The sequence below is a fragment of the Paramicrobacterium chengjingii genome (genome assembly GCF_011751765.2).
GTDB lineage: Bacteria > Actinomycetota > Actinomycetes > Actinomycetales > Microbacteriaceae > Paramicrobacterium > Paramicrobacterium chengjingii.
This window is the reverse complement of sequence record NZ_CP061169.1, coordinates 643,733-669,741: the sequence shown is the minus strand read 5'-3', so window position 1 is coordinate 669,741 and position 26,009 is coordinate 643,733. Positions and strand designations below refer to the sequence as shown.

General features: G+C 60.9%; 15 protein-coding genes and 3 rRNA genes. 4 read left to right on the top strand and 14 right to left on the bottom strand.

The window, feature by feature from the left end; translation table 11 throughout:
* Positions 1–177: 177 nt before the first annotated feature.
* The 12 genes from rrf to HCR76_RS03245 all read right to left on the bottom strand — a co-directional run bounded on the left by rrf (position 178) and on the right by HCR76_RS03245 (position 20,358).
* Positions 178–294 (bottom strand): 5S ribosomal RNA (rrf, locus tag HCR76_RS03300).
* A gap of 110 nt (positions 295–404) precedes the next feature.
* Positions 405–3,546: ribosomal RNA gene (locus tag HCR76_RS03295) — 23S ribosomal RNA — on the bottom strand.
* Between the two features lie 392 nt (positions 3,547–3,938).
* Positions 3,939–5,471, bottom strand: a 16S ribosomal RNA gene (locus HCR76_RS03290).
* Together the 16S, 23S and 5S rRNA genes form the textbook arrangement of a ribosomal RNA operon.
* Before the next feature lie 657 nt (positions 5,472–6,128).
* Positions 6,129–7,169, bottom strand: coding sequence for a cation:proton antiporter family protein (locus HCR76_RS03285; protein ID WP_166984732.1), 1,041 nt, complete (start codon positions 7,167–7,169; stop codon positions 6,129–6,131).
* A gap of 101 nt (positions 7,170–7,270) precedes the next feature.
* Positions 7,271–7,930: a hypothetical protein gene (locus HCR76_RS03280; protein WP_166984734.1), complete on the bottom strand. Its 660-nt coding sequence runs from the start codon at positions 7,928–7,930 to the stop codon at positions 7,271–7,273.
* A gap of 158 nt (positions 7,931–8,088) precedes the next feature.
* The gene (locus tag HCR76_RS03275; protein WP_166984736.1) at positions 8,089–11,970 is read right to left on the bottom strand and encodes a DNA-directed RNA polymerase subunit beta'; all 3,882 of its coding nucleotides are present in this window, start codon (positions 11,968–11,970) and stop codon (positions 8,089–8,091) included.
* A gap of 44 nt (positions 11,971–12,014) precedes the next feature.
* A complete protein-coding gene (rpoB, locus tag HCR76_RS03270; RefSeq protein WP_166984738.1) occupies positions 12,015–15,506 on the bottom strand; it encodes a DNA-directed RNA polymerase subunit beta in 3,492 nt (1,163 codons plus the stop codon).
* Positions 15,507–15,756: 250 nt separating this feature from the next.
* Complete coding sequence (locus HCR76_RS03265) at positions 15,757–16,629, bottom strand: SDR family oxidoreductase (protein WP_166984740.1); 873 nt, start codon at positions 16,627–16,629, stop codon at positions 15,757–15,759.
* Positions 16,630–16,825: 196 nt separating this feature from the next.
* Positions 16,826–17,806 carry an endonuclease domain-containing protein gene (locus HCR76_RS03260; protein ID WP_166984742.1) on the bottom strand — a complete coding sequence of 327 codons (981 nt, stop codon included), beginning with the start codon at positions 17,804–17,806 and terminating at the stop codon, positions 16,826–16,828.
* 319 nt (positions 17,807–18,125) lie between these two features.
* A complete protein-coding gene (locus tag HCR76_RS03255; RefSeq protein ID WP_198248132.1) occupies positions 18,126–18,986 on the bottom strand; it encodes a 5-oxoprolinase subunit C family protein in 861 nt (286 codons plus the stop codon).
* On the bottom strand, positions 18,983–19,609 hold the full coding sequence (locus HCR76_RS03250) for a 5-oxoprolinase subunit B family protein (protein ID WP_166984744.1): 627 nt from the start codon (positions 19,607–19,609) through the stop codon (positions 18,983–18,985). The genes HCR76_RS03255 and HCR76_RS03250 overlap by 4 nt, the downstream gene beginning before the upstream one ends.
* The gene (locus HCR76_RS03245; RefSeq protein ID WP_342357131.1) at positions 19,606–20,358 is read right to left on the bottom strand and encodes a LamB/YcsF family protein; all 753 of its coding nucleotides are present in this window, start codon (positions 20,356–20,358) and stop codon (positions 19,606–19,608) included. Before HCR76_RS03245 ends, HCR76_RS03250 begins: the two co-directional genes overlap by 4 nt.
* 57 nt (positions 20,359–20,415) lie before the next feature.
* On the opposite strand from HCR76_RS03245, the gene HCR76_RS03240 reads away from it, so the two are divergent.
* From HCR76_RS03240 to HCR76_RS03225, 4 genes are all read left to right on the top strand, one after another.
* Positions 20,416–21,267, top strand: coding sequence for a spermidine synthase (locus HCR76_RS03240; RefSeq protein WP_166984746.1), 852 nt, complete (start codon positions 20,416–20,418; stop codon positions 21,265–21,267).
* Between the two features lie 29 nt (positions 21,268–21,296).
* Positions 21,297–22,394 carry a PQQ-dependent sugar dehydrogenase gene (locus HCR76_RS03235; RefSeq protein ID WP_166984748.1) on the top strand — a complete coding sequence of 366 codons (1,098 nt, stop codon included), beginning with the start codon at positions 21,297–21,299 and terminating at the stop codon, positions 22,392–22,394.
* Between the two features lie 75 nt (positions 22,395–22,469).
* Positions 22,470–22,970, top strand: coding sequence for a tetratricopeptide repeat protein (locus HCR76_RS03230; RefSeq protein ID WP_235934344.1), 501 nt, complete (start codon positions 22,470–22,472; stop codon positions 22,968–22,970).
* Between the two features lie 51 nt (positions 22,971–23,021).
* Positions 23,022–23,513, top strand: a complete 492-nt coding sequence (locus tag HCR76_RS03225) for a SprT-like domain-containing protein (protein WP_166984750.1) — start codon at positions 23,022–23,024, stop codon at positions 23,511–23,513.
* Here the strand turns inward: HCR76_RS03225 and HCR76_RS03220 are convergent, their stop codons facing one another.
* Positions 23,514–24,734: an ROK family protein gene (locus HCR76_RS03220; protein ID WP_166984752.1), complete on the bottom strand. Its 1,221-nt coding sequence runs from the start codon at positions 24,732–24,734 to the stop codon at positions 23,514–23,516.
* Positions 24,735–24,787: 53 nt separating this feature from the next.
* Entirely contained in the window at positions 24,788–26,008 is a 1,221-nt protein-coding gene (mmsB, locus tag HCR76_RS03215; protein WP_235934345.1) for a multiple monosaccharide ABC transporter permease, read from the bottom strand.
* Position 26,009: the final 1 nt, after the last annotated feature.

The window sequence follows — 26,009 nt, the reverse complement described above, 5'->3', positions numbered from 1 at the left end:
AAGGAACAAGCCTAGCGAGCTTGCATTGCACTGCCGATGGGGAGCCCTCCCCATCGCACGTCCGCCCGTTAACGCACAAGGCCACCCGTGAAGGGCGGCCTGTTGTCGCGTGTGTTGTTGTGGGTTAATGCAGGAAGGCCACCCGGTGTGGGGTGGCCTTCGCTGTGTTTAGGTTAAGTCCGGCGGTGTCCTACTCTCCCACAGGGTCCCCCCTGCAGTACCATCGGCGCTGAGAGCCTTAGCTTCCGGGTTCGGAATGTGACCGGGCGTTTCCCTCTCGCTATGACCGCCGTAACAATCATTGACGCTTACGTTATGAACATACCCGTGGTGGGTGTGTTGTTTGGTTCTGACCGTGCGTCAGGAACCACAAAGTGGACGCGATACATACAGCATGTATGAGTGTTATCAAGTTATCGGCTTATTAGTACCAGTCAGCTCCACACCTTGCGGTGCTTCCACATCTGGCCTATCAACCCAGTCGTCTACTGGGAGCCTCTCCCCCACAAGTGGGGATGGAAATCTCATCTCGAGGCCGGCTTCCCGCTTAGATGCTTTCAGCGGTTATCCATCCCGAACGTAGCTAATCAGCGATGCCACTGGCGTGACAACTGACATACCAGAGGTTCGTCCAACCCGGTCCTCTCGTACTAGGGTCAGATCCTCTCAAATTTCCTGCGCGCGCAGCGGATAGGGACCGAACTGTCTCACGACGTTCTAAACCCAGCTCGCGTACCGCTTTAATGGGCGAACAGCCCAACCCTTGGGACCTACTCCAGCCCCAGGATGCGACGAGCCGACATCGAGGTGCCAAACCATGCCGTCGATATGGACTCTTGGGCAAGATCAGCCTGTTATCCCCGAGGTACCTTTTATCCGTTGAGCGACAGCGCTTCCACAAGCCACTGCCGGATCACTAGTCCCGACTTTCGTCCCTGCTCGACCTGTCAGTCTCACAGTCAAGCTCCCTTGTGCACTTACACTCGCCACCTGATTGCCAACCAGGTTGAGGGAACCTTTGGGCGCCTCCGTTACTCTTTAGGAGGCAACCGCCCCAGTTAAACTACCCACCAGGCACTGTCCCTGAACCGGATCACGGTTCGAAGTTAGATATCCAGAGTGACCAGAGTGGTATTTCAACAACGACTCCACGAACACTAGCGTGCCCGCATCATAGTCTCCCACCTATCCTACACAAGCCACACCGAACACCAATACCAAGCTGTAGTAAAGGTCACGGGGTCTTTCCGTCCTGCTGCGCGTAACGAGCATCTTTACTCGTAATGCAATTTCGCCGAGTTCGTGGTTGAGACAGCTGGGAAGTCGTTACGCCATTCGTGCAGGTCGGAACTTACCCGACAAGGAATTTCGCTACCTTAGGATGGTTATAGTTACCACCGCCGTTTACTGGGGCTTAAATTCACAGCTTCACCCCCGAAAGGGTTGACCGTTCCTCTTAACCTTCCAGCACCGGGCAGGCGTCAGTCCGTATACATCGTCTTGCGACTTGGCACGGACCTGTGTTTTTAGTAAACAGTCGCTTCCCACTGGTCTCTGCGGCCACCACACCCTTTCCCGCGTCAAGCGGTATAAGCGGGTGGCCCCCCTTCTCCCGAAGTTACGGGGGCATTTTGCCGAGTTCCTTAACCACGATTCTCTCGATCTCCTTAGTATTCTCTACCTGACCACCTGTGTCGGTTTGGGGTACGGGCAGCTAGAACCTCGCGTCGATGCTTTTCTTGGCAGCATAGGATCATCGGATCATACCCTTTACGGGTTCCCCTTCAACTCTCAGCCTGATGGGAGACGGATTTACCTATCTCCCGGCCTACAGCCTTGGCCTGGGACAACCATCGCCCAGGACCGACTACCTTCCTGCGTCACACCTGTTAATACGCTAACCGCACCAGCATGGGGTCGAGCGTTCACCGAGACCATCCACCCCCTTCGAAAAGGGAAGCTTCAATGCCCCGGCTAGGACTCTTAGCACCACTGGATTAGCTTGGGCGGTTCTTCGCCGGTACGGGAATATCAACCCGTTGTCCATCGACTACGCCTGTCGGCCTCGCCTTAGGTCCCGACTTACCCAGGGCGGATTAACCTGGCCCTGGAACCCTTGGTCTTCCGGAGGACGGGTTTCTCACCCGTCTTTCGCTACTCATGCCTGCATTCTCACTCGTGTAGCCTCCACGGCTGGTTTACACCGCCGCTTCACCGGCCACACGACGCTCTCCTACCCATCAACACACCTGAACCAACGGAACAAGTCCGCGGCTGAGTTACTAATGTCAATGCCACAACTTCGGTGGCGTGCTTGAGCCCCGTTACATTGTCGGCGCGGAATCACTTGACCAGTGAGCTATTACGCACTCTTTCAAGGGTGGCTGCTTCTAAGCCAACCTCCTGGTTGTCTCTGCAACTCCACATCCTTTCCCACTTAGCACGCGCTTAGGGACCTTAGATGGTGGTCTGGGTTGTTTCCCTCTCGACGATGAAGCTTATCCCCCACCGTCTCACTGCTGCGCTCTCACTTTCCGGCATTCGGAGTTTGGCTGACGTCAGTAACCTGTTGAGGCCCATTAGCCATCCAGTAGCTCTACCTCCGGAAAGAAACACGCAACGCTGCACCTAAATGCATTTCGGAGAGAACCAGCTATCACGAAGTTTGATTGGCCTTTCACCCCTATCCACAGCTCATCCCCTCCATTTTCAACTGAAGTGGGTTCGGCCCTCCACGTGCTCTTACACACGCTTCAGCCTGGCCATGGATAGATCACTTCGCTTCGGGTCTAGGACATGCGACTGAATCGCCCTATTCAGACTCGCTTTCGCTACGGCTACCCCACACGGGTTAACCTCGCCACATATCGCTAACTCGCAGGCTCATTCTTCAAAAGGCACGCTGTCACAGCTACAAGGCTGCTCCAACGGATTGTAAGCAAACGGTTTCAGGTACTATTTCACTCCCCTCCCGGGGTACTTTTCACCTTTCCCTCACGGTACTTGTCCGCTATCGGTCATCTGGGAGTATTTAGGCTTATCAGGTGGTCCTGACAGATTCACACGGGATTTCTCGGGCCCCGTGCTACTTGGGATACTCTTCACGCGATCATGGCATTTCGGCTACGGGGTTCGCACCCTCTCTGACCGGCCGTTCAAAACCGTTCGCCTATACCACTCTCAACGCCCACCACATGTCAGCATGATGAGAAAAGTCCCACAACCCCGACCATGCAACCCCTGACAGGTATCACACATGACCGGTTTAGCCGGATCCGGGTTCGCTCGCCACTACTACCGGAATCACTATTGTTTTCTCTTCCTGTGGGTACTGAGATGTTTCACTTCCCCACGTTCCCTCACCCCGCCCTATACATTCAGACGGGAGTGACCAGGCACCCCAAAGGGCCCCAGCCGGGTTTCCCCATTCGGAAATCCTCGGATCAAAGCTCGTTTATCAGCTCCCCGAGGCTTATCGCAGATTACGACGTCCTTCTTCGGCTCCAGATGCCAAGGCATCCACCGTTTGCTCTTAGAAACTTGATACAACATGAGTATGAATCGAAATAAATCTTATAAATAAGAAAAATTTAGACCATGTTATGAAACACAAAAATGTGTTTCTAAGATGCTCGCGTCCACTGTGTAGTTCTCAACGTACGGTCGGTACCGAAAGCAGTCCCCAAAAAAGAAACCACCCACGATCCGAGAAACCCGCAACCCCACCAAAAGGTGAGCCTGCCTGGTCCCTCAGGACCCAATAACGTGCACGCCAACCCAACAACCAGACCACTGTTTCCCACCCCCAAAAGAGGCGTACTCCAACAACCCAGCCACCAGACCGGCCATATCAAATGTTCCACCCATGAGCAGCCGTCAGAACACATTCGGTCCTGAAACAGCCTGCTGGACACCAAACGGTGCCAGTTGCTCCTTAGAAAGGAGGTGATCCAGCCGCACCTTCCGGTACGGCTACCTTGTTACGACTTAGTCCTAATTACCGGTCCCACCTTCGACAGCTCCCTCCCACAAGGGGTTAGGCCACCGGCTTCGGGTGTTACCGACTTTCATGACTTGACGGGCGGTGTGTACAAGGCCCGGGAACGTATTCACCGCAGCGTTGCTGATCTGCGATTACTAGCGACTCCGACTTCACGTAGTCGAGTTGCAGACTACGATCCGAACTGGGACCAGCTTTTTGGGATTCGCTCCACCTCACGGTATCGCCGCCCATTGTACTGGCCATTGTAGCATGCGTGAAGCCCAAGACATAAGGGGCATGATGATTTGACGTCATCCCCACCTTCCTCCGAGTTGACCCCGGCAGTATCCCATGAGTTCCCACCATTACGTGCTGGCAACATAGAACGAGGGTTGCGCTCGTTGCGGGACTTAACCCAACATCTCACGACACGAGCTGACGACAACCATGCACCACCTGTATACGAGTGTCCAAAGAGAACTACATTTCTGCAGCGTTCTCGTATATGTCAAGCCTTGGTAAGGTTCTTCGCGTTGCATCGAATTAATCCGCATGCTCCGCCGCTTGTGCGGGCCCCCGTCAATTCCTTTGAGTTTTAGCCTTGCGGCCGTACTCCCCAGGCGGGGAACTTAATGCGTTAGCTGCGACACGGAGACCGTGGAAAGGCCCCCACATCTAGTTCCCAACGTTTACGGGGTGGACTACCAGGGTATCTAAGCCTGTTTGCTCCCCACCCTTTCGCTCCTCAGCGTCAGTAGCGGCCCAGAGATCTGCCTTCGCCATCGGTGTTCCTCCTGATATCTGCGCATTCCACCGCTACACCAGGAATTCCAATCTCCCCTACCGCACTCTAGTCTGCCCGTACCCACTGCAGGCTGGAGGTTGAGCCTCCAGATTTCACAGCAGACGTGACAAACCGCCTACGAGCTCTTTACGCCCAATAATTCCGGACAACGCTCGCACCCTACGTATTACCGCGGCTGCTGGCACGTAGTTAGCCGGTGCTTTTTCTCCGAGTACCGTCACTCCTAAAAGCTTCTTCCTCGACAAAAGAGGTTTACAACCCGAAGGCCGTCATCCCCCACGCGGCGTTGCTGCATCAGGCTTTCGCCCATTGTGCAATATTCCCCACTGCTGCCTCCCGTAGGAGTCTGGGCCGTGTCTCAGTCCCAGTGTGGCCGGTCACCCTCTCAGGCCGGCTACCCGTCGTCGCCTTGGTGAGCCATTACCTCACCAACAAGCTGATAGGCCGCGAGTCCATCCCCAACCAGTAAAACCCTTTCCACCCACAGACCATGCGGCCATGAGTCATATCCAGTATTAGACACCGTTTCCAGCGCTTATCCCAGAGTCAGGGGCAGGTTACTCACGTGTTACTCACCCGTTCGCCACTAATCCACCAGAGCAAGCTCCAGCATCATCGTTCGACTTGCATGTGTTAAGCACGCCGCCAGCGTTCGTCCTGAGCCAGGATCAAACTCTCCGTAAATGCATAAACACTGACCAAAAAAGGCCAGCAAAACATCAACGCGAAACACCCCAAAAAGAGGCGAAACACGAGTTCAATCATGACAAAACAAACATCAAAACTGACATTCGCTATCAATCAATCAATTTCAAAGGAATCCCAACCCCACAAAACGCGAGGCCGAGGTTCAAATAATTGGCATTTGACATGTGCACGCTATTGAGTTCTCAAGGACCAGACGCACCCAAAAATCAACACCCCCAACCGGAAGCACATCACTCTGGAGCAACCTTGCAATCTTACCACACCCGAGCTGCCCTTCAAGCCACACGCCGGAACCACAAAAAGTCTTGACAGACTCGTTGTAAAACCGAACCCTGCGCGGCCATTGCGTCTCGGGGTGAGTTTTCCATCCTAGGTCGTGAAACACGACTCAACAAGCTCTGAATCAGAACTCGGGATGATTTCGCCGATTGAGGCCTGGAGCTCTTCGGCTCTTCAGTACCTTTGTGGCGACAGATGAATACTTTACGCACAGCGGGCCCGTGCCACAAATCAGATAAGCAGCCCGGGCGTGTCGCCCGGAATGCCGCGGTTGGAGCCCTCGATGTATGCCGTCTTGACGACGCCTGGCACGCGACTCCCGACGGGCGTTACACCCGCCAGTCGAGTCAACGATCAGCGGTATGCAGCACCACCCTCGTCGAGCTGCCGCTCGTACTCGTCTCGGGCCGCACGATTGCGTGCCGCTACTTTGCGGCCGCGAGCGGAGGTCCATGCTCCGAACCAGATCGGCACTTCTCGGCCAAGAATGAACGCCGCGACAGACGGCCACGTCAGAAGGTTGTCCCAGACAAACTCGAGCACGCGGTTCGATGGCACGTCCATGGCCTCTTGGACGAGAAGGCCGCCGATCCAGCCAGCGTAGGCGAACGCCGCGATAAGCAGTCCGCCGAGAATCCAGGCCCACCACCCCGCACGATTGACAAGAAGCGCCACAATGATCAGCGCGAGGAAGAACATTCCAACGGAGATGAGAAGTGCAGGCGAAAGAAGAGTGCCCAGAAGATCGATCTGCTCGCCTGCCAGGAGGTCGAGTAAGACCAGCACTCCGAACAATGCTGCAGCGAAAATCAGAGCCTGAATAATTCCAATGCCGATTCCGGCCCAGCGGTTGCCCCTGCGCTTCGGTGCTTCGGCCACTTCCACGTGCTGCGGGGAACTTTCCCACGCGGTGGGCGCAGGCGCAGCGGGCTCTCGAGTGTCGTGCGCACGAGTGGGTTCGGGCCCTGTCAAGACGTGTTCCGTCGGCGTCGAGTCAGAGTAGGCGTCTGTGACAGCGTGGTCTGGCGAATGCTGCCACGATGCCTGCTGGCGTTCGTATGGATATGCTTCTGTCGGCGCGTCTTCGGACCCGCTGACGCCAGATGAGGCGTGCTCCGATCCGTGCGGCGACGTGTTGGAGAGCGGTGCTGCAGCGGCATCCTGGGAGCCGAGAGCTGGCGCCGCGTGCTCTGCACCATCGGAGTGGTTCGAGGGCGGCGCCGATTCAGAGGGCTCAGGTGTGCTCGGGGGTTGCTCCTGCGCCTCCGGCGGCATCTGCGGCGCCCCATGAGCAGGCGACGTCTGATCGTCCGCGTGAGGCTCCGGCGCTGTGTGCCCTGTTTCCGTTCGATTCTCCGGCTTCGGATCGCTCGAAGTCGAGTCGGGGTCGCTCATAGCAGCCTCCTCGGCGGTCGTGTCCACGTGCGGTCACTCTACTGCGCGGGAGAATCACCCGGGCAGTGCTCGGGGCGTGTCGGATGTTTCGTCGACAACGCTCAGGCAGCGTCTGCCGTGTCGGGCCAGAGGATGTGCACGATATCGGGAGTGTAGTTGTTAGGTGCGAAATTCACCCAGGCCGTCGCCACCCAGAGCCCGTCTCGCAAGAAGTGCGACTCGCCATAGCGATTTCCGCCTTCCGTGCCCGATGTGAGGCAACGCGTGCCGCCGTCTTCGTCTTCGCAGTTATAGCCGAGTTCGGTCATGCGATCTCGCACTGCTTGCATCGTGTCAGCATCCAGGCGTGTAATACTCGTCGTGAGGCCGTAGTCACCGGCGAAACCCCAGCTGCAATCCAGGTGCTCCGCACCGTTGATCACGGCAGCCAAATCGTCGTCGTGGCTACCCACATTGTCGTCGACCGACTGGTCGTTCAACGGCATCCCCGTACCGGTGAGGTAGCTATACATTCCCTCTGAATAGATCTGCTCGCACGATGTCGGGTTCGGTCCCGCGAGAACGGCAGACGGCTGGTTGTCGGGAAGCGGTCGCTCCGGAGCGGCAGGTTGTTCCTTCGGAGCCGGAGCAGCGTCTTCAGCGCTGCCTGACACCAGAGTGGAGACGAGTGCGCCGCTTGCGACAACGAGTACGGCGATCACGATGGTGGAGATGATGAACCATCGACGCGTAACCGTGCGGCTGTCACCCTCATCCGTCATGCCCGGTCTCCTTGTCGCCTCGTTCAACCCGATCTTATCCCGCCGCACAGCCACTGTTCCTGCACGTGCACATGGCGGGCGCAAACATCGCGTCGAGGCCAGACGCAACGAAGCGGAGGGCCTCCGTATGGAGACCCTCCGCTGTCGTTCGGCATGTTTTAGCTGTACGTGCCCGGATTGAAGTCGTCGCTCGAGAAGCTGTCGAAGTCGACGAACGACAGGTCGGACTCACTGAACGCACCGTCATCCGCGAAAATGCGGTTCGGGTAACGCTCGGCCTTGGCCTCTTCCGTCGCCTCGACAGAGACATTGCGGTACTTCGCAAGCCCCGTACCAGCCGGGATGAGCTTACCGATGATGACGTTCTCCTTGAGACCGATCAGCGGATCACGCTTGCCCTCCATAGCGGCCTGCGTCAGCACGCGAGTCGTCTCCTGGAAGGATGCCGCGGACAGCCACGACTCGGTCGCAAGCGAAGCCTTGGTGATACCCATGACTTCCTGACGAGCAGACGCGGTGCGCTTGCCCTCGGCCAGCGCGGCACGGTTGAACTCGTTGTACCGCGAACGGTCAACGAGCTCACCAGGCAGAAGATCCGTGTCGCCGTGGTCGACCACGGTGACCTTGCGGAGCATCTGGCGCACGATGACTTCGATGTGCTTGTCGTGAATCGGCACACCCTGCGAACGGTAGACGCCCTGCACTCCACCAACGAGGTGCCGCTGAACCTCGCGGACGCCCTGCACGCGCAGAACCTCCTTGGGGTCGGTCGCACCGACGTGAAGCGGTTGCCCCAACTCGACGTGCTCGCCATCCTCGATGAGAAGCGTGACACGCTTCAGAACCGGGTAGATGACCGGCTCGTCGCCGTTGTCCGGGGTCAAGATGACCTTTCGGCTCTTGTCCGTCTCTTCAATCGTCACGCGACCAGCTGCCTCGGCGATCGGAGTCGCACCCTTGGGAGTACGAGCCTCGAACAGCTCCTGCACACGGGGAAGACCCTGCGTGATGTCGTCAGCCGATGCCGAACCACCCGTGTGGAACGTACGCATCGTGAGCTGGGTTCCCGGCTCACCAATCGACTGTGCGGCGATCGTTCCGATTGCCTCACCAATGTCGACGAGCTTGCCCGTTGCCAGCGAACGGCCGTAGCATGCGGCGCAGACGCCGATGCTCGACTCACAGCTGAGCACGGAGCGAACCTTGATCGTCTCAATGCCGGCCTCGACGAGACGCTCGATCAGAACGTCGCCCACGTCGTCGCCCGCGGATGCTACGACTCCACCTTCGCTGTCGACAACGTCGGCTGCGAGCGAGCGAGCGAACACCGAGTTCTCGACGTTCGGGTCACGAACGAGCGTGCCCTGCGAGTCGAACGCGGCGATCGGAAGCTCGAGACCCTTCGAAGTGCCACAGTCCTTCTCGCGAACGATGACATCCTGCGAGACGTCGACGAGTCGGCGCGTCAGGTAACCGGAGTCCGCGGTACGGAGAGCGGTGTCAGCAAGACCCTTTCGGGCACCGTGAGTTGCGATGAAGTACTCGGCAACCGAGAGGCCCTCGCGGTAGCTCGAGATGATCGGGCGCGGAATGATGCCACCCTTGGGATCGTTCACCAGACCACGCATACCGGCGATGTTGCGAATCTGCAGCCAGTTACCACGTGCCCCAGATGACACCATGCGGTTGATGGTGTTGTCTGCAGGGAATGCGTCGCGCATGGCCTGAGCAACTTCGTCTGTCGCCTCGGTCCAGATCTTGATGAGCTCTTGACGACGCTCGGCGTCTGTCGTGAGTCCCTTGTCGAACTGGCTCTGAACCTTCGCCGCCTGCTTCTCGTACTTGGCGACGATGTCCTTCTTGCTCGCCGGAGTGAGAATGTCGCTGAGTGCGACAGTCACTCCTGAGCGAGTCGCCCAGTAGAAACCAGCATCCTTGATGTTATCAAGGGTTGTGGCGGTGTCGGTCTTTGAGTATCGCTCGGCGAGGTCGTTGACGATCGACGAGAGCTTGCCCTTGTCGGCAACCTCGTTGACGAACGGGTAGTCCTCAGGCATGGCCTCGTTGAAGATCGCGCGACCAAGCGTCGTGTCGAAGATGAACGGCTCACCCTGCACGAAGCCCTCGGGCTCATCCCCCGCACGGAAGTGCAGCCCGTTGAGGCGAATGCGGATCTTCGCGTTGAGGTGCAGCGAGTGCTGGTCATGCGCGAGGATCGCCTCGGCGATGCTCGAGAACGCGCGGCCCTCGCCTACAGCGCCCTCGGTGAGCGTCGTGAGGTGATGCAGACCGATGATCATGTCCTGGCTGGGCAGGGTGACCGGGCGGCCGTCTGACGGCTTCAGGATGTTGTTGGACGCGAGCATGAGCACACGAGCCTCAGCCTGAGCCTCAACCGACAACGGAAGGTGCACGGCCATCTGGTCACCGTCGAAGTCAGCGTTGAACGCTGCACAGACGAGCGGGTGAAGCTGGATTGCCTTGCCCTCGACGAGCTGCGGCTCGAACGCCTGGATGCCCAGACGGTGCAGAGTCGGCGCGCGGTTCAGCAGAACCGGACGCTCGCGAATGATCTCCTCGAGAACGTCCCAGACCTCGGGACGGGCACGCTCGACCATGCGCTTCGCTGCCTTGATGTTCTGAGCGTGGCTCAGGTCGATCAGGCGCTTGATGACGAACGGCTTGAACAGCTCGAGCGCCATCTGCTTCGGCAGACCACACTGGTGCAGTTTGAGCTGCGGCCCGACGACGATGACCGAACGGCCAGAGTAGTCAACGCGCTTACCGAGAAGGTTCTGGCGGAAACGGCCCTGCTTGCCCTTGAGCATGTCGCTCAGCGACTTGAGCGCGCGGTTACCGGTTCCCGTGACGGGACGGCCGCGACGTCCGTTGTCAAAGAGCGCGTCAACGGCCTCCTGCAGCATCCGCTTCTCGTTGTTGACGATGATCTCGGGAGCACCGAGGTCAAGCAGTCGACGGAGACGGTTGTTGCGGTTGATCACGCGACGGTAGAGGTCGTTCAAGTCACTCGTTGCGAAGCGACCACCGTCGAGCTGAACCATCGGGCGCAGCTCTGGCGGAATGACCGGCACAACGTCAAGAACCATTGCGGCAGGCGAGACGCTCGTCTGCAGGAATGCATTGACGACCTTGAGTCGCTTAATGGCACGGATCTTCTTCTGACCCTTGCCCTCAGCGATCTGAAGGTGAAGCGACTCGGCTTCGGCCGCGAGGTCGAAGCTCGCAAGACGCTTCTGCACACCCTCGGCGCCCATGTGCGCCTCGAAGTACAGGCCGTAGCGGTCCTGCAGCTCGTGGAACACGGCGTCTTCCGGCTTGAGCTCGCCCACCTTGAGGTTGCGGAAGTCTTCCCACACACGCTCAAGTTGGTTGATCTGCTCGTCGTAGGACTTGCGGAGCTGAGTCATTTCTTTCTCAGCGGCGTCCTTTGTGCGGCGCTTCTGGTCGGCCTTCGCGCCCTCTTCTTCCAGAGCGGCGAGGGCGTCTTCGAGCTTCTTCAGACGATCGGCGATCTGCGCGTCACGCTGATCGGAGAGCGTCTTGAGCTCGAGCCGAAGCTCGTTCTCGAGTCCAGGCATGTCTGCGTGACGAGCTTCCTCGTCAACGCTGATCACCATGTAGGCAGCGAAGTAGATGACCTTCTCGAGGTCCTTCGGAGCCATGTCCAGCAGGTAACCGAGTCGCGAAGGAACGCCCTTGAAGTACCAGATGTGCGTGACGGGCGCAGCGAGCTCGATGTGGCCCATGCGCTCGCGGCGGACTGAAGACTTGGTGACCTCGACTCCACAGCGCTCACACACGATGCCCTTGAAGCGCACGCGCTTGTACTTGCCGCACGAGCACTCCCAGTCGCGGCTGGGTCCGAAGATCTGCTCACCGAACAGACCGTCCTTTTCAGGCTTCAGTGTGCGGTAGTTGATGGTCTCAGGCTTCTTCACCTCGCCGTACGACCAACGACGGATGTCGTCGCCGGTAGCCAGGCCAATGCGAAGCTCGTCAAATGTTGTTACGTCGAGCAATTTCTCTCCTGAAATTCTCTGAAGTTTCTACAGTGGCCAGGCGCTTAGATCTCGTCAATCGACGAGGACTCGAACCTGGAGGAAATGTTGATGCCCAACTCCTCGGCGGCGCGGAATGCGTCGTCGTCGGTGTCGCGCAGGCTTACCGCGGTGCCATCGGCCGAGAGTACCTCGACGTTCAAGCACAGCGACTGCATTTCCTTCATGAGCACCTTGAAGCTCTCGGGAATGCCCGGCTCCTGGATGTTCTCGCCCTTGACGATCGACTCGTACACCTTGACACGGCCGAGGATGTCGTCCGACTTGATCGTCAGAAGCTCCTGGAGTGCGTAGGCCGCACCGTATGCCTCGAGCGCCCAGACCTCCATCTCGCCGAAGCGCTGTCCACCGAACTGCGCCTTTCCGCCGAGAGGCTGCTGAGTGATCATCGAGTACGGTCCCGTCGAACGTGCGTGGATCTTGTCGTCGACCAGGTGGTGCAGCTTCAGGATGTACATAAAGCCGACCGAAACCGGCTCGGGGAACGGCTCGCCCGAACGACCGTCGAAGAGACGGGTCTTTCCGGTCGAGGTGATCATGCGCTCACCGTCGCGGTTCGGGAGGGTCGCGTCAAGCAGGCCAGCGATCTCGTGCTCTTCAGCACCGTCGAAGACCGGCGTAGCAACCTTGGTACCGGGCTCGCCCTCGCGGGTTTCTGCCGGTAGGCCCTGTGCCCACTCCGGGTTGCCCTCAACCTTCCAGCCCTGGTTGGCGATCCAGCCGAGGTGCGTCTCAAGCACCTGGCCGAAGTTCATGCGGCCAGGAATGCCAAGCGGGTTGAGGATGATGTCGACCGGAGTTCCATCGGAGAGGAACGGCATGTCCTCCACCGGCAGGATCTTCGAGATGACGCCCTTGTTTCCGTGGCGTCCGGCGAGCTTGTCGCCCTCGGTGATCTTGCGCTTCTGAGCGATGTAGACAACGACGCGGCGGTTGACGCCCGAGCCGAGCTCGTCGTCTCCTTCTTCTGCGTCGAACTCCTTGACGGCAATGACCGTTCCGTTCTCACCGTGAGGAACCTTGAGGCTCGTGTCGCGCACCTCGCGGCTCTTCTCGTTGAAGATTGCGCGAAGCAGTCGCTCTTCAGCGCTGAGCTCGGTCTCGCCCTTCGGCGTGACCTTGCCGACGAGAATGTCACCGGGGTGAACTTCGGCGCCGATGCGGATAACTCCGCGCTCATCGAGATCCTTGAGCAGGTCAGGGCTCACGTTGGGCAGATCACGCGTGATCTCTTCCTTGCCGAGCTTGGTGTCGCGAGCGTCGACCTCGTACTCCTCGATGTGAATCGAGCTGAGGGTGTCGTCTTTCACCACGTTCTGGCTGAGGATAATGGCGTCCTCGAAGTTGAGGCCCTCCCACGGCATGAATGCAACGAGCAGGTTCTTGCCGAGTGCAAGCTCGCCATTCTCTGTCGAGGGACCGTCAGCGACGACCTCGCCAGCCTCAACGCGGTCTCCCTCGTTGACGATGACTCGGTGGTTGTAGCTGTTGCCCTGGTTTGAACGGAGGAACTTGTCGAGGTAGTACGTCTTGGTGCCACCCTCGTCGAGCTGGAGCGTCACGCTGTCTGCGGATACTCGCGAGACGACGCCAGCCTTTTCAGCTGAGATGACCTCGCCGGCGTCGATAGCAGCGAAGCCTTCCATACCCGTTCCGACGTACGGCGACTCGCTGCGCAGCAGCGGCACAGCCTGACGCTGCATGTTCGCGCCCATGAGTGCGCGGTTTGCATCGTCGTGCTCGAGGAACGGAATCAGCGACGTACCGACCGATACCATCTGGCGCGGAGAGACGTCCATGTACGCGATCTCGTCAACGGGAACGAGGTCGACCTCGCCGTCTTCCTTGCGGGCAAGGACGCGGTCGTCGCGGAAGGTGCTGTCATCGTTCAAAACCGCGTTGGCCTGAGCGACGATGTAGTCCTCTTCTTCCATCGCGGTGAGGTAGTCGACCTTCTCGGTGACCTTGCCCTTCACGATGCGACGGTACGGCGTCTCGATGAAGCCGAACGCGTTAATGCGGGCGAACGTGGCGAGCGAGCCGATCAGACCGATGTTCGGGCCTTCAGGGGTCTCGATCGGGCACATGCGGCCGTAGTGCGACGGGTGAACGTCACGAACCTCGACGCCAGCGCGCTCACGCGACAGGCCGCCCGGCCCAAGAGCCGAGAGACGACGCTTGTGCGTCAGACCGGCAAGCGGGTTGTTCTGGTCCATGAACTGCGACAGCTGGCTTGTTCCGAAGAACTCCTTGATCGCGGCGACGACGGGGCGCACGTTGATCAGAGTCTGCGGTGTAATCGCTTCGATGTCCTGCGTTGTCATGCGCTCACGCACAACGCGCTCCATGCGCGACAGTCCGGTGCGAACCTGGTTCTGGATGAGCTCGCCGACGGCGCGGATGCGGCGGTTGCCGAAGTTGTCGATGTCGTCGATGTCGAGACGAATGTCGGCGCTCTTGCCGTTGCGGACACCCTCGAACGTCGTCTCACCTGCGTGCAGGCGAACAAGGTACTTGATCGTCGCGACGACGTCTTCAACCGTGAGCACCGAATCGCTGAGCGGCGCTTCAAGACCAAGCTTCTTGTTGATCTTGTAGCGGCCGACCTTGGCGAGATCGTAACGCTTCGGGTTGAAGTAGAAGTTGTCGAGGAGCGCGCGAGCTGCCTCAGCGGCAACCTGCTCACCCGGACGCAGCTTGCGGTAGATGTCGCGAAGTGCGTCTTCCTTCGTGAGGATCGGATCCTTCTCGAGCGTGCTCGCGATCGACTCATAGCCAGCGAACTCGGCGAGGATCTCTTCGCTCGTCATGCCGAGGGCCTTGAGGAACGTCGTCACCGACTGCTTGCGCTTGCGGTCGACGCGCACGCCAACCTGATCGCGCTTGTCGATTTCAAACTCAAGCCATGCACCGCGGCTCGGAATGATGCGCGCAGAGAAGACATCCTTGTCGCTTGTCTTCTCTGGTGTGCGATCGAAGTACACGCCGGGGCTGCGAACGAGCTGGGACACGACGACACGCTCGGTGCCGTTGATGATGAACGTGCCCTTCTCCGTCATAAGCGGGAAGTCGCCCATGAACACCGTCTGAGTCTTGATCTCACCCGTGAGGTGGTTCATGAACTCAGCCTCGACGTACAGCGGAGCGGCATATGTCTTACCGCGCTCGGTGCACTCCTCGATCGAGTACTTCTCGGGCTCGAGGTACGGGTTGGCGAACGACAGCTGCATCGTCTCGCCGAGGTCCTCGATCGGAGAGATCTCCTCGAAGATCTCCTCGAGACCCGAATCGTTCGGCAGGTCCTTGCGGTCAGATTCCGCCGCGTTCTCGACGCGGTCCTTCCAGTTGTCGTTGCCGACAAGCCAGTCGAAACTCTCCGTCTGCAGTGCCAGAAGATCTGGGACGGTCAGCGTGTCACTGATCTTGGCGAATGAAGGCCGAGATGCGTTACGGCCGTTCTTGGATGTGGTGGTGGTTGCGTTGCGCGCAGCAGCCAAGGGTAATAACCTCCGTGGGCCCCGTCGGGCCAAGTTACTGTTAGTAATGGAGTACTCGCCTCACGCCATGTGAAGTCGTGCGTCATGCGAAACACGAAGCACTGGGCCGACCGCAATATGAAGGCATGGTAGAACGTCAGGGAGCGCAAAGATCAAGTGTATGTCGTTTGACGCGCCGTGTCCACTGCGGTTCTTGACGATCGGCATTCTCTCAGGTATAAACACGATGGTCGCCCCGGCATCCTTTCTCTCACCCCAGGCTGAAGCCGCCGTCACTGGTCAGAATCTGCCCGACGACCCATTGGCCGCCAGGCGAGGCGAGCCAGCCAATAAGCTCGGCGGGATCAGACGGAGCGCCGAACCGTCCGAATGGCAGCGTCTCCATGTATTCGTGGAGCGCGGCGAGTTCGCGGTCTGTCTTATCGGCATCAAGGTAGCCCGTGTTCACCGGACCGGGGTCGATCGTGTTGAGGGTGATCCCGACGCGCATCAGCTCCGCGGCAACCGTCTTCGTCACCCCGGCAAGCGCTGCCTTGCTTGTCGCGTAGGCGACCTCGCCCGGCATCGCGCCGTGAATCTGCCCCGACGTCATCCAGAAGACACGTCCGACCGGTTCGTCGAAAGGCCCCTGGAATGGGACGGGGTCTCCAGGCCGCAGCGGCTCAGCGCTCCCGAGCCCTGAGACACGCCGGGCATATTCGGCGGTGAGCAGAATGGTCGACCGCGTGTTGGTGTTCCAGAACGCATCAAGCCGATCGGGAGTCATATCGAGAATGCTGCCGTCGTCTCCGCTGCGCGCATGGTTGCAGACGACGATGTCCACGTTGCCCGTGAGGCCATACGCTGCATCAAGCACTACCGAAATGGTCGGCACATCGGTCAGATCGGAGCTGACATCGCGGAATAGCGCATCATCGGTCATGAGGCAGCGGATGCCGTCACGCACGGCGTCAAGATTGTCTCCGCCCCACGGCAATCGTTCATCATGTGGCTGGTGATGATGAATCACGATGCTGGCGCCGAGCGACGCAAGTTTGCGGGAGACGCTGAAACCAATGCCGCGGCGGCGAGAAACGCCCGTGACCAAAGCGGTCTTGCCTGAGAGTGGAAGTGAGTGCTGCATAGTTGTGTCCGATCCTGTGAGACGTGCGGCATGAAGCCGGAAAAGTCGAAGACAGTCATCACAGGGAGCACATGTGGTCAACGTTAGCAGGACGACCCCAAGCCGTTCCGCGGCCGGCATTGACCGTCCCTGGGCAACGCGCATCGGGTGACAATGCGAGCGCATGGGACGGCGATCATGCAGAACGACGTTTCGTTCAAAACCGAAGGCTGAGGTTCGGGTCATGCGTAATGGCGCGCTCCCGCGTGGCAATGTGTGCTCGAATCCTCTCGATCAATACTGCCGGGTCACGATCGTCGGCCGCTGTCGCACGGATCGTCCGCAGACCGATGTCGGCAAAATCGTTGACGCGGTCAATGTCTTTGCGCCACTGTCGAACGTCGGTGAGGTGCTGCTCCCCCTCGTACTCGATGATGAGCGCCCACTCGAGATACAGCATGTCGACGCGGCCCATGAATGCGCCGTTGTAAAAGACCGTCGGATTGACCGCAGGCATAGGGAGTCCCGCGCGCACGAGGTGCACACGGAGCCTCGACTCACGCGGAGACTCAGCGCGGTCATTGAAGAGAGTCAGAGCCTCGGAGCGGCGGGCACGCCACCGTGTCGTCGGATACTGGCCGGCGGCTTCGGCGAGAGCTCGCGTTGTTGAGCGCGGCGAGCTGTGGTGAATCAGCGCATCGCCCGCGGCGACGAGGTCTGGCACATCGAGCACCGCCGCGAGATCGCACCAGGTGCGCTCGAGGGTCGTCACGGGAATTCCGTCGACGTCCGTGATGTCACCGCGCGTGCCCGAAATGCAGTGACCGACGACGCCACGATGCTGAGGGGCACGGGCTCCGTAAGGAACGCTGAAGTCGAGCCTGTCGTCGTCGAGAAAGCGCAGGGGCAGCGGGATGCTGTGGAGGTACGCCGCCGTCATTCCCGAGCACACGCCGTTCTTCGGCATCCGCGTGAGATAAGCCTGTGCGAAAGCGACGACGCGACGACGCTTTGCCGTTACCTTCTCGGCGACCGTTGTCGTGGCGCTCTGCGCGAGCCAGCTCGACGGGACCCGCACATGCGGAAAGGGCATCGCGAGGTCAGAGGCGCGTAGCCGTCTCGGACTGAGCCCCGCCTCGGCAGCCTCGGTGACAGTGAAGGCGCGGTTGACGAAGCGATCGGGAAGCGGAGTGAGCATACGTCGACTGTGTCGAACGGTGCGTCTGCCCGCGCGGGGTGGCCGGCGATCGGTGCACAACGCGCGATGGAGCGAGCTTGTGGACGACGAATCGGTGCCCAATGAGAGTGACACGCCGTAAAACGTCGCTCGGGCGACGGCCCCGAGCGACAGTTCCTTGCGTCTCACTTTGGGCAGTGCAGGTGGGAGGGGGCAGCTTGGGCGGGGCAGGTGAGAGGGGGCAGCTTGGGCGGGGCGGGTGTGGGCAGCTTGGGCGGGGCGGGTGTGGGCAGCTTGGGCAGGTGGGAGGGGCAGGAAGAGCAGGTGACGGAGGGGCAGGTCAGGCGTGACGGAACGTCAGCTTCTGCCCTGGGCGCAACTGAGCGAAGGCATCGATGGCAGCGGACGAGACGATGCCGATCACCGGGTAGCCTCCCGTCACCGGATGGTCGGCGAGCAGCACCGTCGGCAGTCCGGACGGCGGAATCTGAATCGCTCCAGCCACCATGCCCTCGCTCGGCAGCTCCGCATCGGTTCGTCGAGTGACGGGATCGCCGACAAGGCGAGCGCCCACCCGGTTCGACGCCGCATCGAGCGCCCACACGGTGCCGAGAAACGCCTCGATCTCGGCATCCTCGAACCACTCCTGCCGCGGCCCGAGCACGACGGGCACCTCGACGCGCTCGTCCGACGGTGGACTCCACGGTGAGATCTCCAGAGCGGGTATCGGCGCATCCGGTTCACGGCCGACGCCAAGCTCGTCACCCGGCGCCAACGGTTCAGGCCCGAGCCCCGACAGCGTGTCGCGAGAGCGAGACCCCAGCACGGCAGTCGCGTCAATACCCCCGCGCACACTGAGATACGCCCGAAGGCCGCCCACCGCGGCATCCACTCGTATTGTCTGCCCCGCCCGAGCACGCACTGGAGTATTCGGGTCGATCTGCTCTCCCCCGACGGAGATGGGGCACCATGCTCCCGTGACAGCCACCCAGACATCGGCATTCGTGCGAGCCTCGAAGCCGCCGACCGTGATCTCAAGAGCGGCATCGGCCTCACTGTTGCCGACGAGGCGATTCGCGAGACGCAGCGCACTACGATCGAGCGCACCGGATCGCGGCACGCCGATGTGCGCGAACCCCGGACGACCGAGATCTTGAACCGTGGTGAGCGGACCGGATTCGACGATAGTGAGCAGCGTCATGAGGCCTCCCGAAAAGCCACGACCACCCCAGGCTCCAGAAGGGCAGGATGCTCTCGCTCGACGTTCCACAGATCGGCATCGGTGTGGCCAATGAGCTGCCATCCTCCGGGCGACGCACGCGGGTAGACGCCGGCGAACCCTCCGGCGAGCGCGACGGAACCGGCGGGCACCTCCGTTCGCGGAGAATTTCGGCGCGGCACAGAAAGTCGCTCGTGGTCAGTCACAAGGTAGGCGAATCCTGGCGCAAAGCCGCCGAACGCCACCCGCCACGTCGACCGCGTATGGCAGGCAATCAACTCGCGCTCGCTGAGCCCTGTGTATCGCGCGACATCGGCGAGATCGGCGCCGTCGTAATGAACGTCGATGAACACGGTCTCGGCGGCGGCCCCCGGCGATTCGGTGACGAGCGCGGCCTCGGCGAGCCACCGGCGAACAGGCTCGAGCTCGGAGTGCCGCGCAACAGTCACCAGAATCGTGCGGGCGGCGGGAACGACGTCGATCACGGACTCGGGCCTCTCAGAGAGCCCGCGGTGAAGAGCCATCACCTCGCTGAGCGACGCGCACTCGACAAGGAGCGCCGAGTCGCCCACGATACGGATGCTGCGCGTGGAGGTCACGCTCATGAGGCCACCGACGCAATCGTGATGGCGGATGCCTCGAGCGCTGCCCTCACCTCAGTAGCCATGCGCACGGCACCCGGAGTATCCCCGTGCACACACAGTGAATCGACGTCGAGCCGAATCCGCTCCCCCGTCACGGCAACGACGGCTCGCTCCGCGACGATGGCGACTGCGCGTTCTGCAACAGCATCCGCCGACACGAGCGCCCCGGGCTCACCGCGGGGAACCAGCATGCCGTGTGCCGTGTATGCGCGGTCGACGAACGCCTCGCGATAAAAGGAAAGGCCATGGTCGGATGCTGCGTCCGCGATGCGTGATTCGGGCAACCCCATGAGAGGCAGCGGCCCGCACGAGGCGACGGCCTCTGCGACAGCATCCGCTCTTTCGGCGTCTCGCGCTATGCGGTTGTAGAGAGCACCGTGCGGTTTCACATAGCGCACGACGGCGCCAGCGGCATCCGCGATGCGTGTCAGGGTCTCAATCTGCTCGACAAGGTGCTCGATGAGCGTCGCCCTGTCGATGTCGACATCGGAGCGCCCGAAGTTCGCGGTGTCGAGATACGAGACGTGAGCTCCGATCGCTACGCCGTGCTGCACGGCGAGATCGCACGACGCCTTCATGCTGTCGGCGTCGCCCGCGTGGAAGCCGCACGCGATGTTGGCGCTGGAGATCTGCGCAAACATCGCTGCATCGTCAGCCGTCGGCTGCTCGTCGACGGTCTCACCGAGATCGCAATTGAGATCGATGCGCACGGTTCAAGGCTAGCGCGAGTGCCGGTCGCGCGGCAGGTTCGGCCGTAGACTCAGAATGTGAGCGAGAATCCGTCGATTGTGCTGTCGGGCAGCGGCCTGGCAGCGCGCATCGAACCCGATACCTTTCAGGACGGCGCCTTTCAACTCGTCGTCGACGGTACACCGCAATCGCACGTCAACGTGGGCGATCCACGCGAGTTGTTCTTCGAGTACGTGCGCCGCATCGGCCACGTCGTCGACCTCGTGAGCCCTGCCGCAACGCCCATTACTGCTGTGCACCTCGGGGCGGGCGCCCTGACCCTTCCGCGCTACGTCGACGCGACGCGACCGGGTTCGCGCCAACAGGTGATCGAGTTGGAGCGCGAGCTCGTCGACTTCGTACGTGAACACCTCCCCTGGTCGAAGAAGGCACAGATCCGAGTGCGGTACGGCGACGCCCGAGACGTGCTTGGCCGACTTCCCGCAGGCCTGAACGGCACAGTAGACCTCGTGGTCAGCGATATCTTCAACGGCTCGCAGACGCCGGCGCACGTGACCAGCACCGAGTTCTACGAATTGACCGCAGCGCTGCTCACACCACAGGGAATGCTGGCCGTCAACGTTGCCGATGGCCCGGGTCTCGCGTTCACGCGCAGCCAGGCCGCGACCCTGAGCGAGGTGTTCAGGGAGGTTGCCGCTCTCGCGGACACGCAGATTCTCAAGGGGCGCCGCTTCGGCAACGTCGTACTCGTCGCGTCACGCTCGATGCTGCCGCTCGACGCGGTTCCGCGATTGCTTGCTGGCGGCCCGTACCCGGCGAAGCTCGTCGCCGGCCGGGAGCTGAGGGACTTCATCGCCGGCGCACGCCCGGTTACAGATGCCGAGGCGTTGCCTTCCCCCTTGCCGTCTCGAAACGTCTTCGACGTCTGATCATGCCGGCACGCGCATATGCACGACGGATGCCGCGGCTCACTGCCGTCGCAACAGCATCCGCTCTTCTGCTCAGCGCCTGCTCAACGGCATCGCCGCCCACGACAGAACATAGCCTCGCCGACACGGCAGCACCCGGCATGCCCAGCGGGGAATACGACGTTCTTGCGACGCAACTTGAGGCACCGTGGTCAATCGTCCCAATCGAGCACGGTGCGCTGCTCTCATTGCGAGACAGCGCACAGATCGTGCACGTGAGCGAAAACGGCGACCGCGACGTGATCGGCACCGTCGACGAGGCAGCTCCAGCAGGCGAGGGCGGTCTTCTCGGCCTTGCCCTGCACGGCGACCATGACGACGCGTGGCTCTACGCGTACGTGACGACGGCAACCGACAATCGCATACTGCGCTACCCCGTGACTGGGCTGCCGGACTCCCCACGGCTCGGCTCGGCTGACGACGTGCTCACCGGCATCCCCAAAGCCTCCATTCACAACGGCGGCCGCCTCGCATTCGGGCCAGACGGGATGCTGTATGCGACGACAGGTGATGCAACAGGCGGTGATATCGCTCAGGACGTGGATTCCCTTGCGGGGAAGATTCTGCGAATAACACCCGACGGCAGCGTGCCAGACGACAACCCGTTCGAGGGATCGCGTGTCTATTCACTCGGGCACCGCAATCCACAAGGTCTCGCGTGGACGGACGACGGCCGAATGTGGGCAAGTGAATTCGGGCAGAACACGTGGGACGAGTTGAACCTCATTGAACCCGGCGCAAACTATGGGTGGCCAATCGTCGAGGGCATGGCCGACGACGACGCCTTTACAGACCCTGTGCTGCAGTGGACGACAGACGAGGCAAGTCCGAGCGGGCTCACCGCCATTGGCGACACGCTGTACATGGCCGGCCTCGGCGGCGAGCGACTCTGGGTGATCACCGACCCGGCAGGCGAAGCGCATGCCGCGAGCTATTTGAATGGAGAGCTTGGGCGCATTCGCGACGTCGTGGCGACGGCATCCGGATCGCTTTGGCTGATCACGAACAATACAGATGGGCGGGGAAACCCCGACCCAGATGACGACAGGCTGATCACCCTGCACGTCAACGCGAGCGGTGCGGGTTAGCCTCGATATCAGACGCCGCGACGTGCACAACGCGCTGTATGAAATACGAGGAGGGGGAGCACCCTGGGAATCATCTTGGGCTATGACGCCGCCACTCTTCGCGAGAAGGTGGATCTGAAGGCCGTCGGAGCACGCCTCGACGAACTCGGCAGCATGCGCAGTCTCGAAGCCCTGTGTGAGAAGGCCTGGCTGCTGAAGGTTGCCGGCCAGCTCGACGACGCCCTCGACTCTGCAAACGCCGCCATCAGGCTCGCGCGGTTCACCGGCAACCGTCGCGATCTCATGAGACCCCGGATGCTGCGCGCGCAAGTTCTGCAATTCCGCGCCGAATTCGAGCCAGCACTTCACGAGCTGAACTCCCTCATCGAAGAGGCACACACCCACGAATGGCAGCTGTACGAGGCATTCGCCCTGCAACACCGGGGCAAGGTCTACTTCGATCAGGAGGAGTACGAGCTGGCACTCGCCGACTTCCGTGCGGCAATTCAGATTCGCCGTGCCGTCGGGGCGTCAGAGAGCCAGATCGAGTCCTCGCTCGTCGCCATCTCTGTTACTGAATCGCGCATTTCGGCGTAGTCACCGCGAGTGCGAACCCCGAACGTCAGTGACCTGTCTTACCGTTAAGCCATGGCAGATCTTGCTCGAGTGAGAGTATGGGCACACGCGCTCATCTCCCTGCATCTCGACGCGTCATGGACTTTCGCGTTCGATAACGCGAAGAAGCGCGCGGGATTGTGCAATTACTCGACGAAGCGCATTTCGGTGTCGCGATACTTGGCGTCACGCTACGACGACGATGAAATTCACCAGGTGCTGCTGCACGAGGTAGCCCACGCTATGGCCGGCCCGAAGGCCGGTCATAGCCCGGCATGGGTGCGCGTCGCGCGCGACATCGGCTATGAAGGACAGCGTCTTCATCACGGCAAGATCGCCGATGAGTTAGCGCCGTGGATCGGCGCCTGCCCGCAGGGTCACCGGCTCTATCGCTATCGCGCGCCGACGAGGCGGGTTTCGTGCGGCGAATGCTCGAGACGTTTCGACCCGAAGTTCGAGATCGTCTGGACAAAGCGAACGATCACACCCGAGGAGCGGGCAAAGGCAGCTCTCAACGCGTCGTGATCAGACGCGTCTGAATGCCAACGGGTCGGCGAGCAACGGCGCGAACGCCAGCTCGGCTGCGCCGATCATCACTCGTCGCGATCGCAATCGTGCGCGGGCAAGAACCACGGAACGCGAATGCCCCGACATGGAGCGAAGCTTGAGTTCTCCCCCCAGGCGTTCATCTGACACGGTGAGCAGTGCACCGAGAAAGCCCCCGAGCACCACAACCTCTGGGTCAAAGATGTTGACCAGGTTAGTGAGCGCGATCGAGAGGAACCCGAGCTGGCGGCGCACCTCCTCGAGCACCGCGTGATCGCGCGTAACACCAAGCTCGATGTCGAGCTCATGCTCGTCGGCTCGCGTCAGTCCGAGCAGCAACAGGAGACGCTCGAGGTTCACCTCGGTCTCGAGACATCCAATGCGTCCGCAGTGGCAGCGGGCGCCGGTGCTGTTCACCATGATGTGCCCGAGTTCGCCGGCGAAGCCGGAGGTTCCGCGCAGCGGCTGTCCGTCGATGATAACACCGCCGCCGATGCCGGATCCGCTCCCATCGACGAAGACGAGGTCCTTCGCGCCCTTCGCCGCGCCGAACAGATTCTCGGCAATCGCGCCGACCGTTGCGTCGTTCGCGATGAAGACCGGAAGCTGAAACGCTTGGGCCATAGGCGTGGCAAGGTCGACGTCTTTCCACCGCAGCTGCGGAGCATTCACGATGCGCCCTGTCGCAGCGCTCACGAGCCCCGGTACCGCGATTCCTACCCCGACAAGATCGTACGACTGCTCAATCTCCCCGCGCATCCCCTCGACGATTGAATGCGCAACGCGAACGGCTTCTGCCGGGCTGGGAACGCGGGAGCTGTCAAAGCGAACGCTTCGAATGATCTCTCCCCCGAGCCCGATCAGGCCGATCGCAACGCTGTTGTGCTCGGGATTCACTGTGATGGCCGACATCCGCGGCTCGGGGTGAACGCGGAGGCTCGGGCGGCCAATCTGCCCGACCACGGTCTCGGGTTCACCCTCGTAGGCGAGCCCCGCCTCGACAAGCTCGGCGACCAGCACAGCGATCGTCGAGCGATTCAGCCCAGTTCTGCGGGTGAGCTCTGCACGACTGCAGCCGCCATTGCGGTGCAGAATCTGCATGAGCATCGAGAGGTTGAAACGTCTGAGCTGATCGTTGCTCGTGCGGGAGCCCGGTGAGGGAGCAACACGTTCCGACACGACATCATCGCGACGGGTCATCGCGTCACTCCCCTCTGCTCCACGTTGTGGTCAAGCCCCTGAGGGACTGTTTGTTACCCGGCGTTGCCGCGCTTCTTATTGAAGATATCGAACGCAACGGCAAGCAGCAGCACGAGACCCTTGATCGCCATCTGCCATGCAGCATCCACCGAAAGAATCGACAGCCCCATGTTGAGCACGCCCATCACGAGCGCACCGATGACGGCACCCACAACCGTACCCACACCACCGGTCACAGCGGCACCACCGATGAACACCGCAGCAATGGCATCCAACTCGTAGTTGGTTCCGGCGGAGGCAACGGCGCCACCTGCGCGCGCTGTCGACACCACTCCGGCAAGACCAGCGAGAAGCCCCATATTGGTGAGAATGAAGAAGTCGATCCACTTGGTCTTCACACCGCTCATCATCGCCGCAAAGCGGTTTCCGCCGATCGCATACACGTGACGGCCAAACACCGTGTTTCGCAGTACGAACGTGTACGTGAGAATCAGCACAGCGAGAATAATGAGAATGAACGGCGTGCCCGCGTAGTCGCTGAGCAGCCAGGCGAGAGCGAGGATTGCCACAGACGCGATGCCCAGCTTGATCCAGAACGAGACGAGCGGTTCGCGCACCAGATCGAGACGCCGCTGCACAGCACGTGCCCGTGACTGTTGAAAAACGAGAAGAACGACGGCGACGATCCCGAAGACGATGGTGAGTACATCTCGTCCGCCGAGCTCGCCAAGCCAGCCGGGGAACCAGCCGGCGCCGATCGCGACAAAGCTTTCAGAGAGCCCACTGATCGTTCCACCTGTGAGCAGCACGAGGGTGAGTCCGCGAAAGAGCAGCATTCCCGCGAGTGTGACGATAAAGGCCGGGATGCCGATAAAGGCCACCCAGAATCCCTGCCAGGCACCCACGAGGGCCCCGACGAGAAGAGCGACGATGACTGCCGCCCACCAGGGAAGCCCCCAGTGCTGCATCGCAATCGCTGATATTGCCCCGACCATCGCCACGACCGAGCCGACAGACAGGTCGATGTGCCCGCCGATGATCACGATTACCATGCCCACGGCCAGAATGAGCACGTAGGCGTTCTGCTGGATCAGGTTGTTGATGTTACCGGGCAGCAGCAGACGCCCGTCTGTCATCACCTCGAACAGCACGATGATGATCGCAAGTGCGGCCAAAATTCCGTACTGTCTGAGGTTGACCGAGATGGTCGGCCGCTTGCGCGGCTTGTTCTCCGGTGCCGGTGTTGTGGGGGCAGTGATTGTCGAAGTGCTCACG

What these genes read in the sequence shown, in the direction of transcription:
- HCR76_RS03285 (WP_166984732.1), bottom strand. Translation starts at nt 7,169, where the DNA reads ATGAGCGACCCCGACTCGACTTCGAGCGATCCGAAGCCGGAGAATCGA.
- HCR76_RS03280 (WP_166984734.1), bottom strand. Translation starts at nt 7,930, where the DNA reads ATGACGGATGAGGGTGACAGCCGCACGGTTACGCGTCGATGGTTCATC.
- HCR76_RS03265 (WP_166984740.1), bottom strand. Translation starts at nt 16,629, where the DNA reads ATGCAGCACTCACTTCCACTCTCAGGCAAGACCGCTTTGGTCACGGGC.
- HCR76_RS03260 (WP_166984742.1), bottom strand. Translation starts at nt 17,806, where the DNA reads ATGCTCACTCCGCTTCCCGATCGCTTCGTCAACCGCGCCTTCACTGTC.
- HCR76_RS03255 (WP_198248132.1), bottom strand. Translation starts at nt 18,986, where the DNA reads ATGACGCTGCTCACTATCGTCGAATCCGGTCCGCTCACCACGGTTCAA.
- HCR76_RS03250 (WP_166984744.1), bottom strand. Translation starts at nt 19,609, where the DNA reads ATGAGCGTGACCTCCACGCGCAGCATCCGTATCGTGGGCGACTCGGCG.
- HCR76_RS03235 (WP_166984748.1), top strand. Translation starts at nt 21,297, where the DNA reads ATGCCGCGGCTCACTGCCGTCGCAACAGCATCCGCTCTTCTGCTCAGC.
- HCR76_RS03225 (WP_166984750.1), top strand. Translation starts at nt 23,022, where the DNA reads ATGGCAGATCTTGCTCGAGTGAGAGTATGGGCACACGCGCTCATCTCC.
- HCR76_RS03220 (WP_166984752.1), bottom strand. Translation starts at nt 24,734, where the DNA reads ATGACCCGTCGCGATGATGTCGTGTCGGAACGTGTTGCTCCCTCACCG.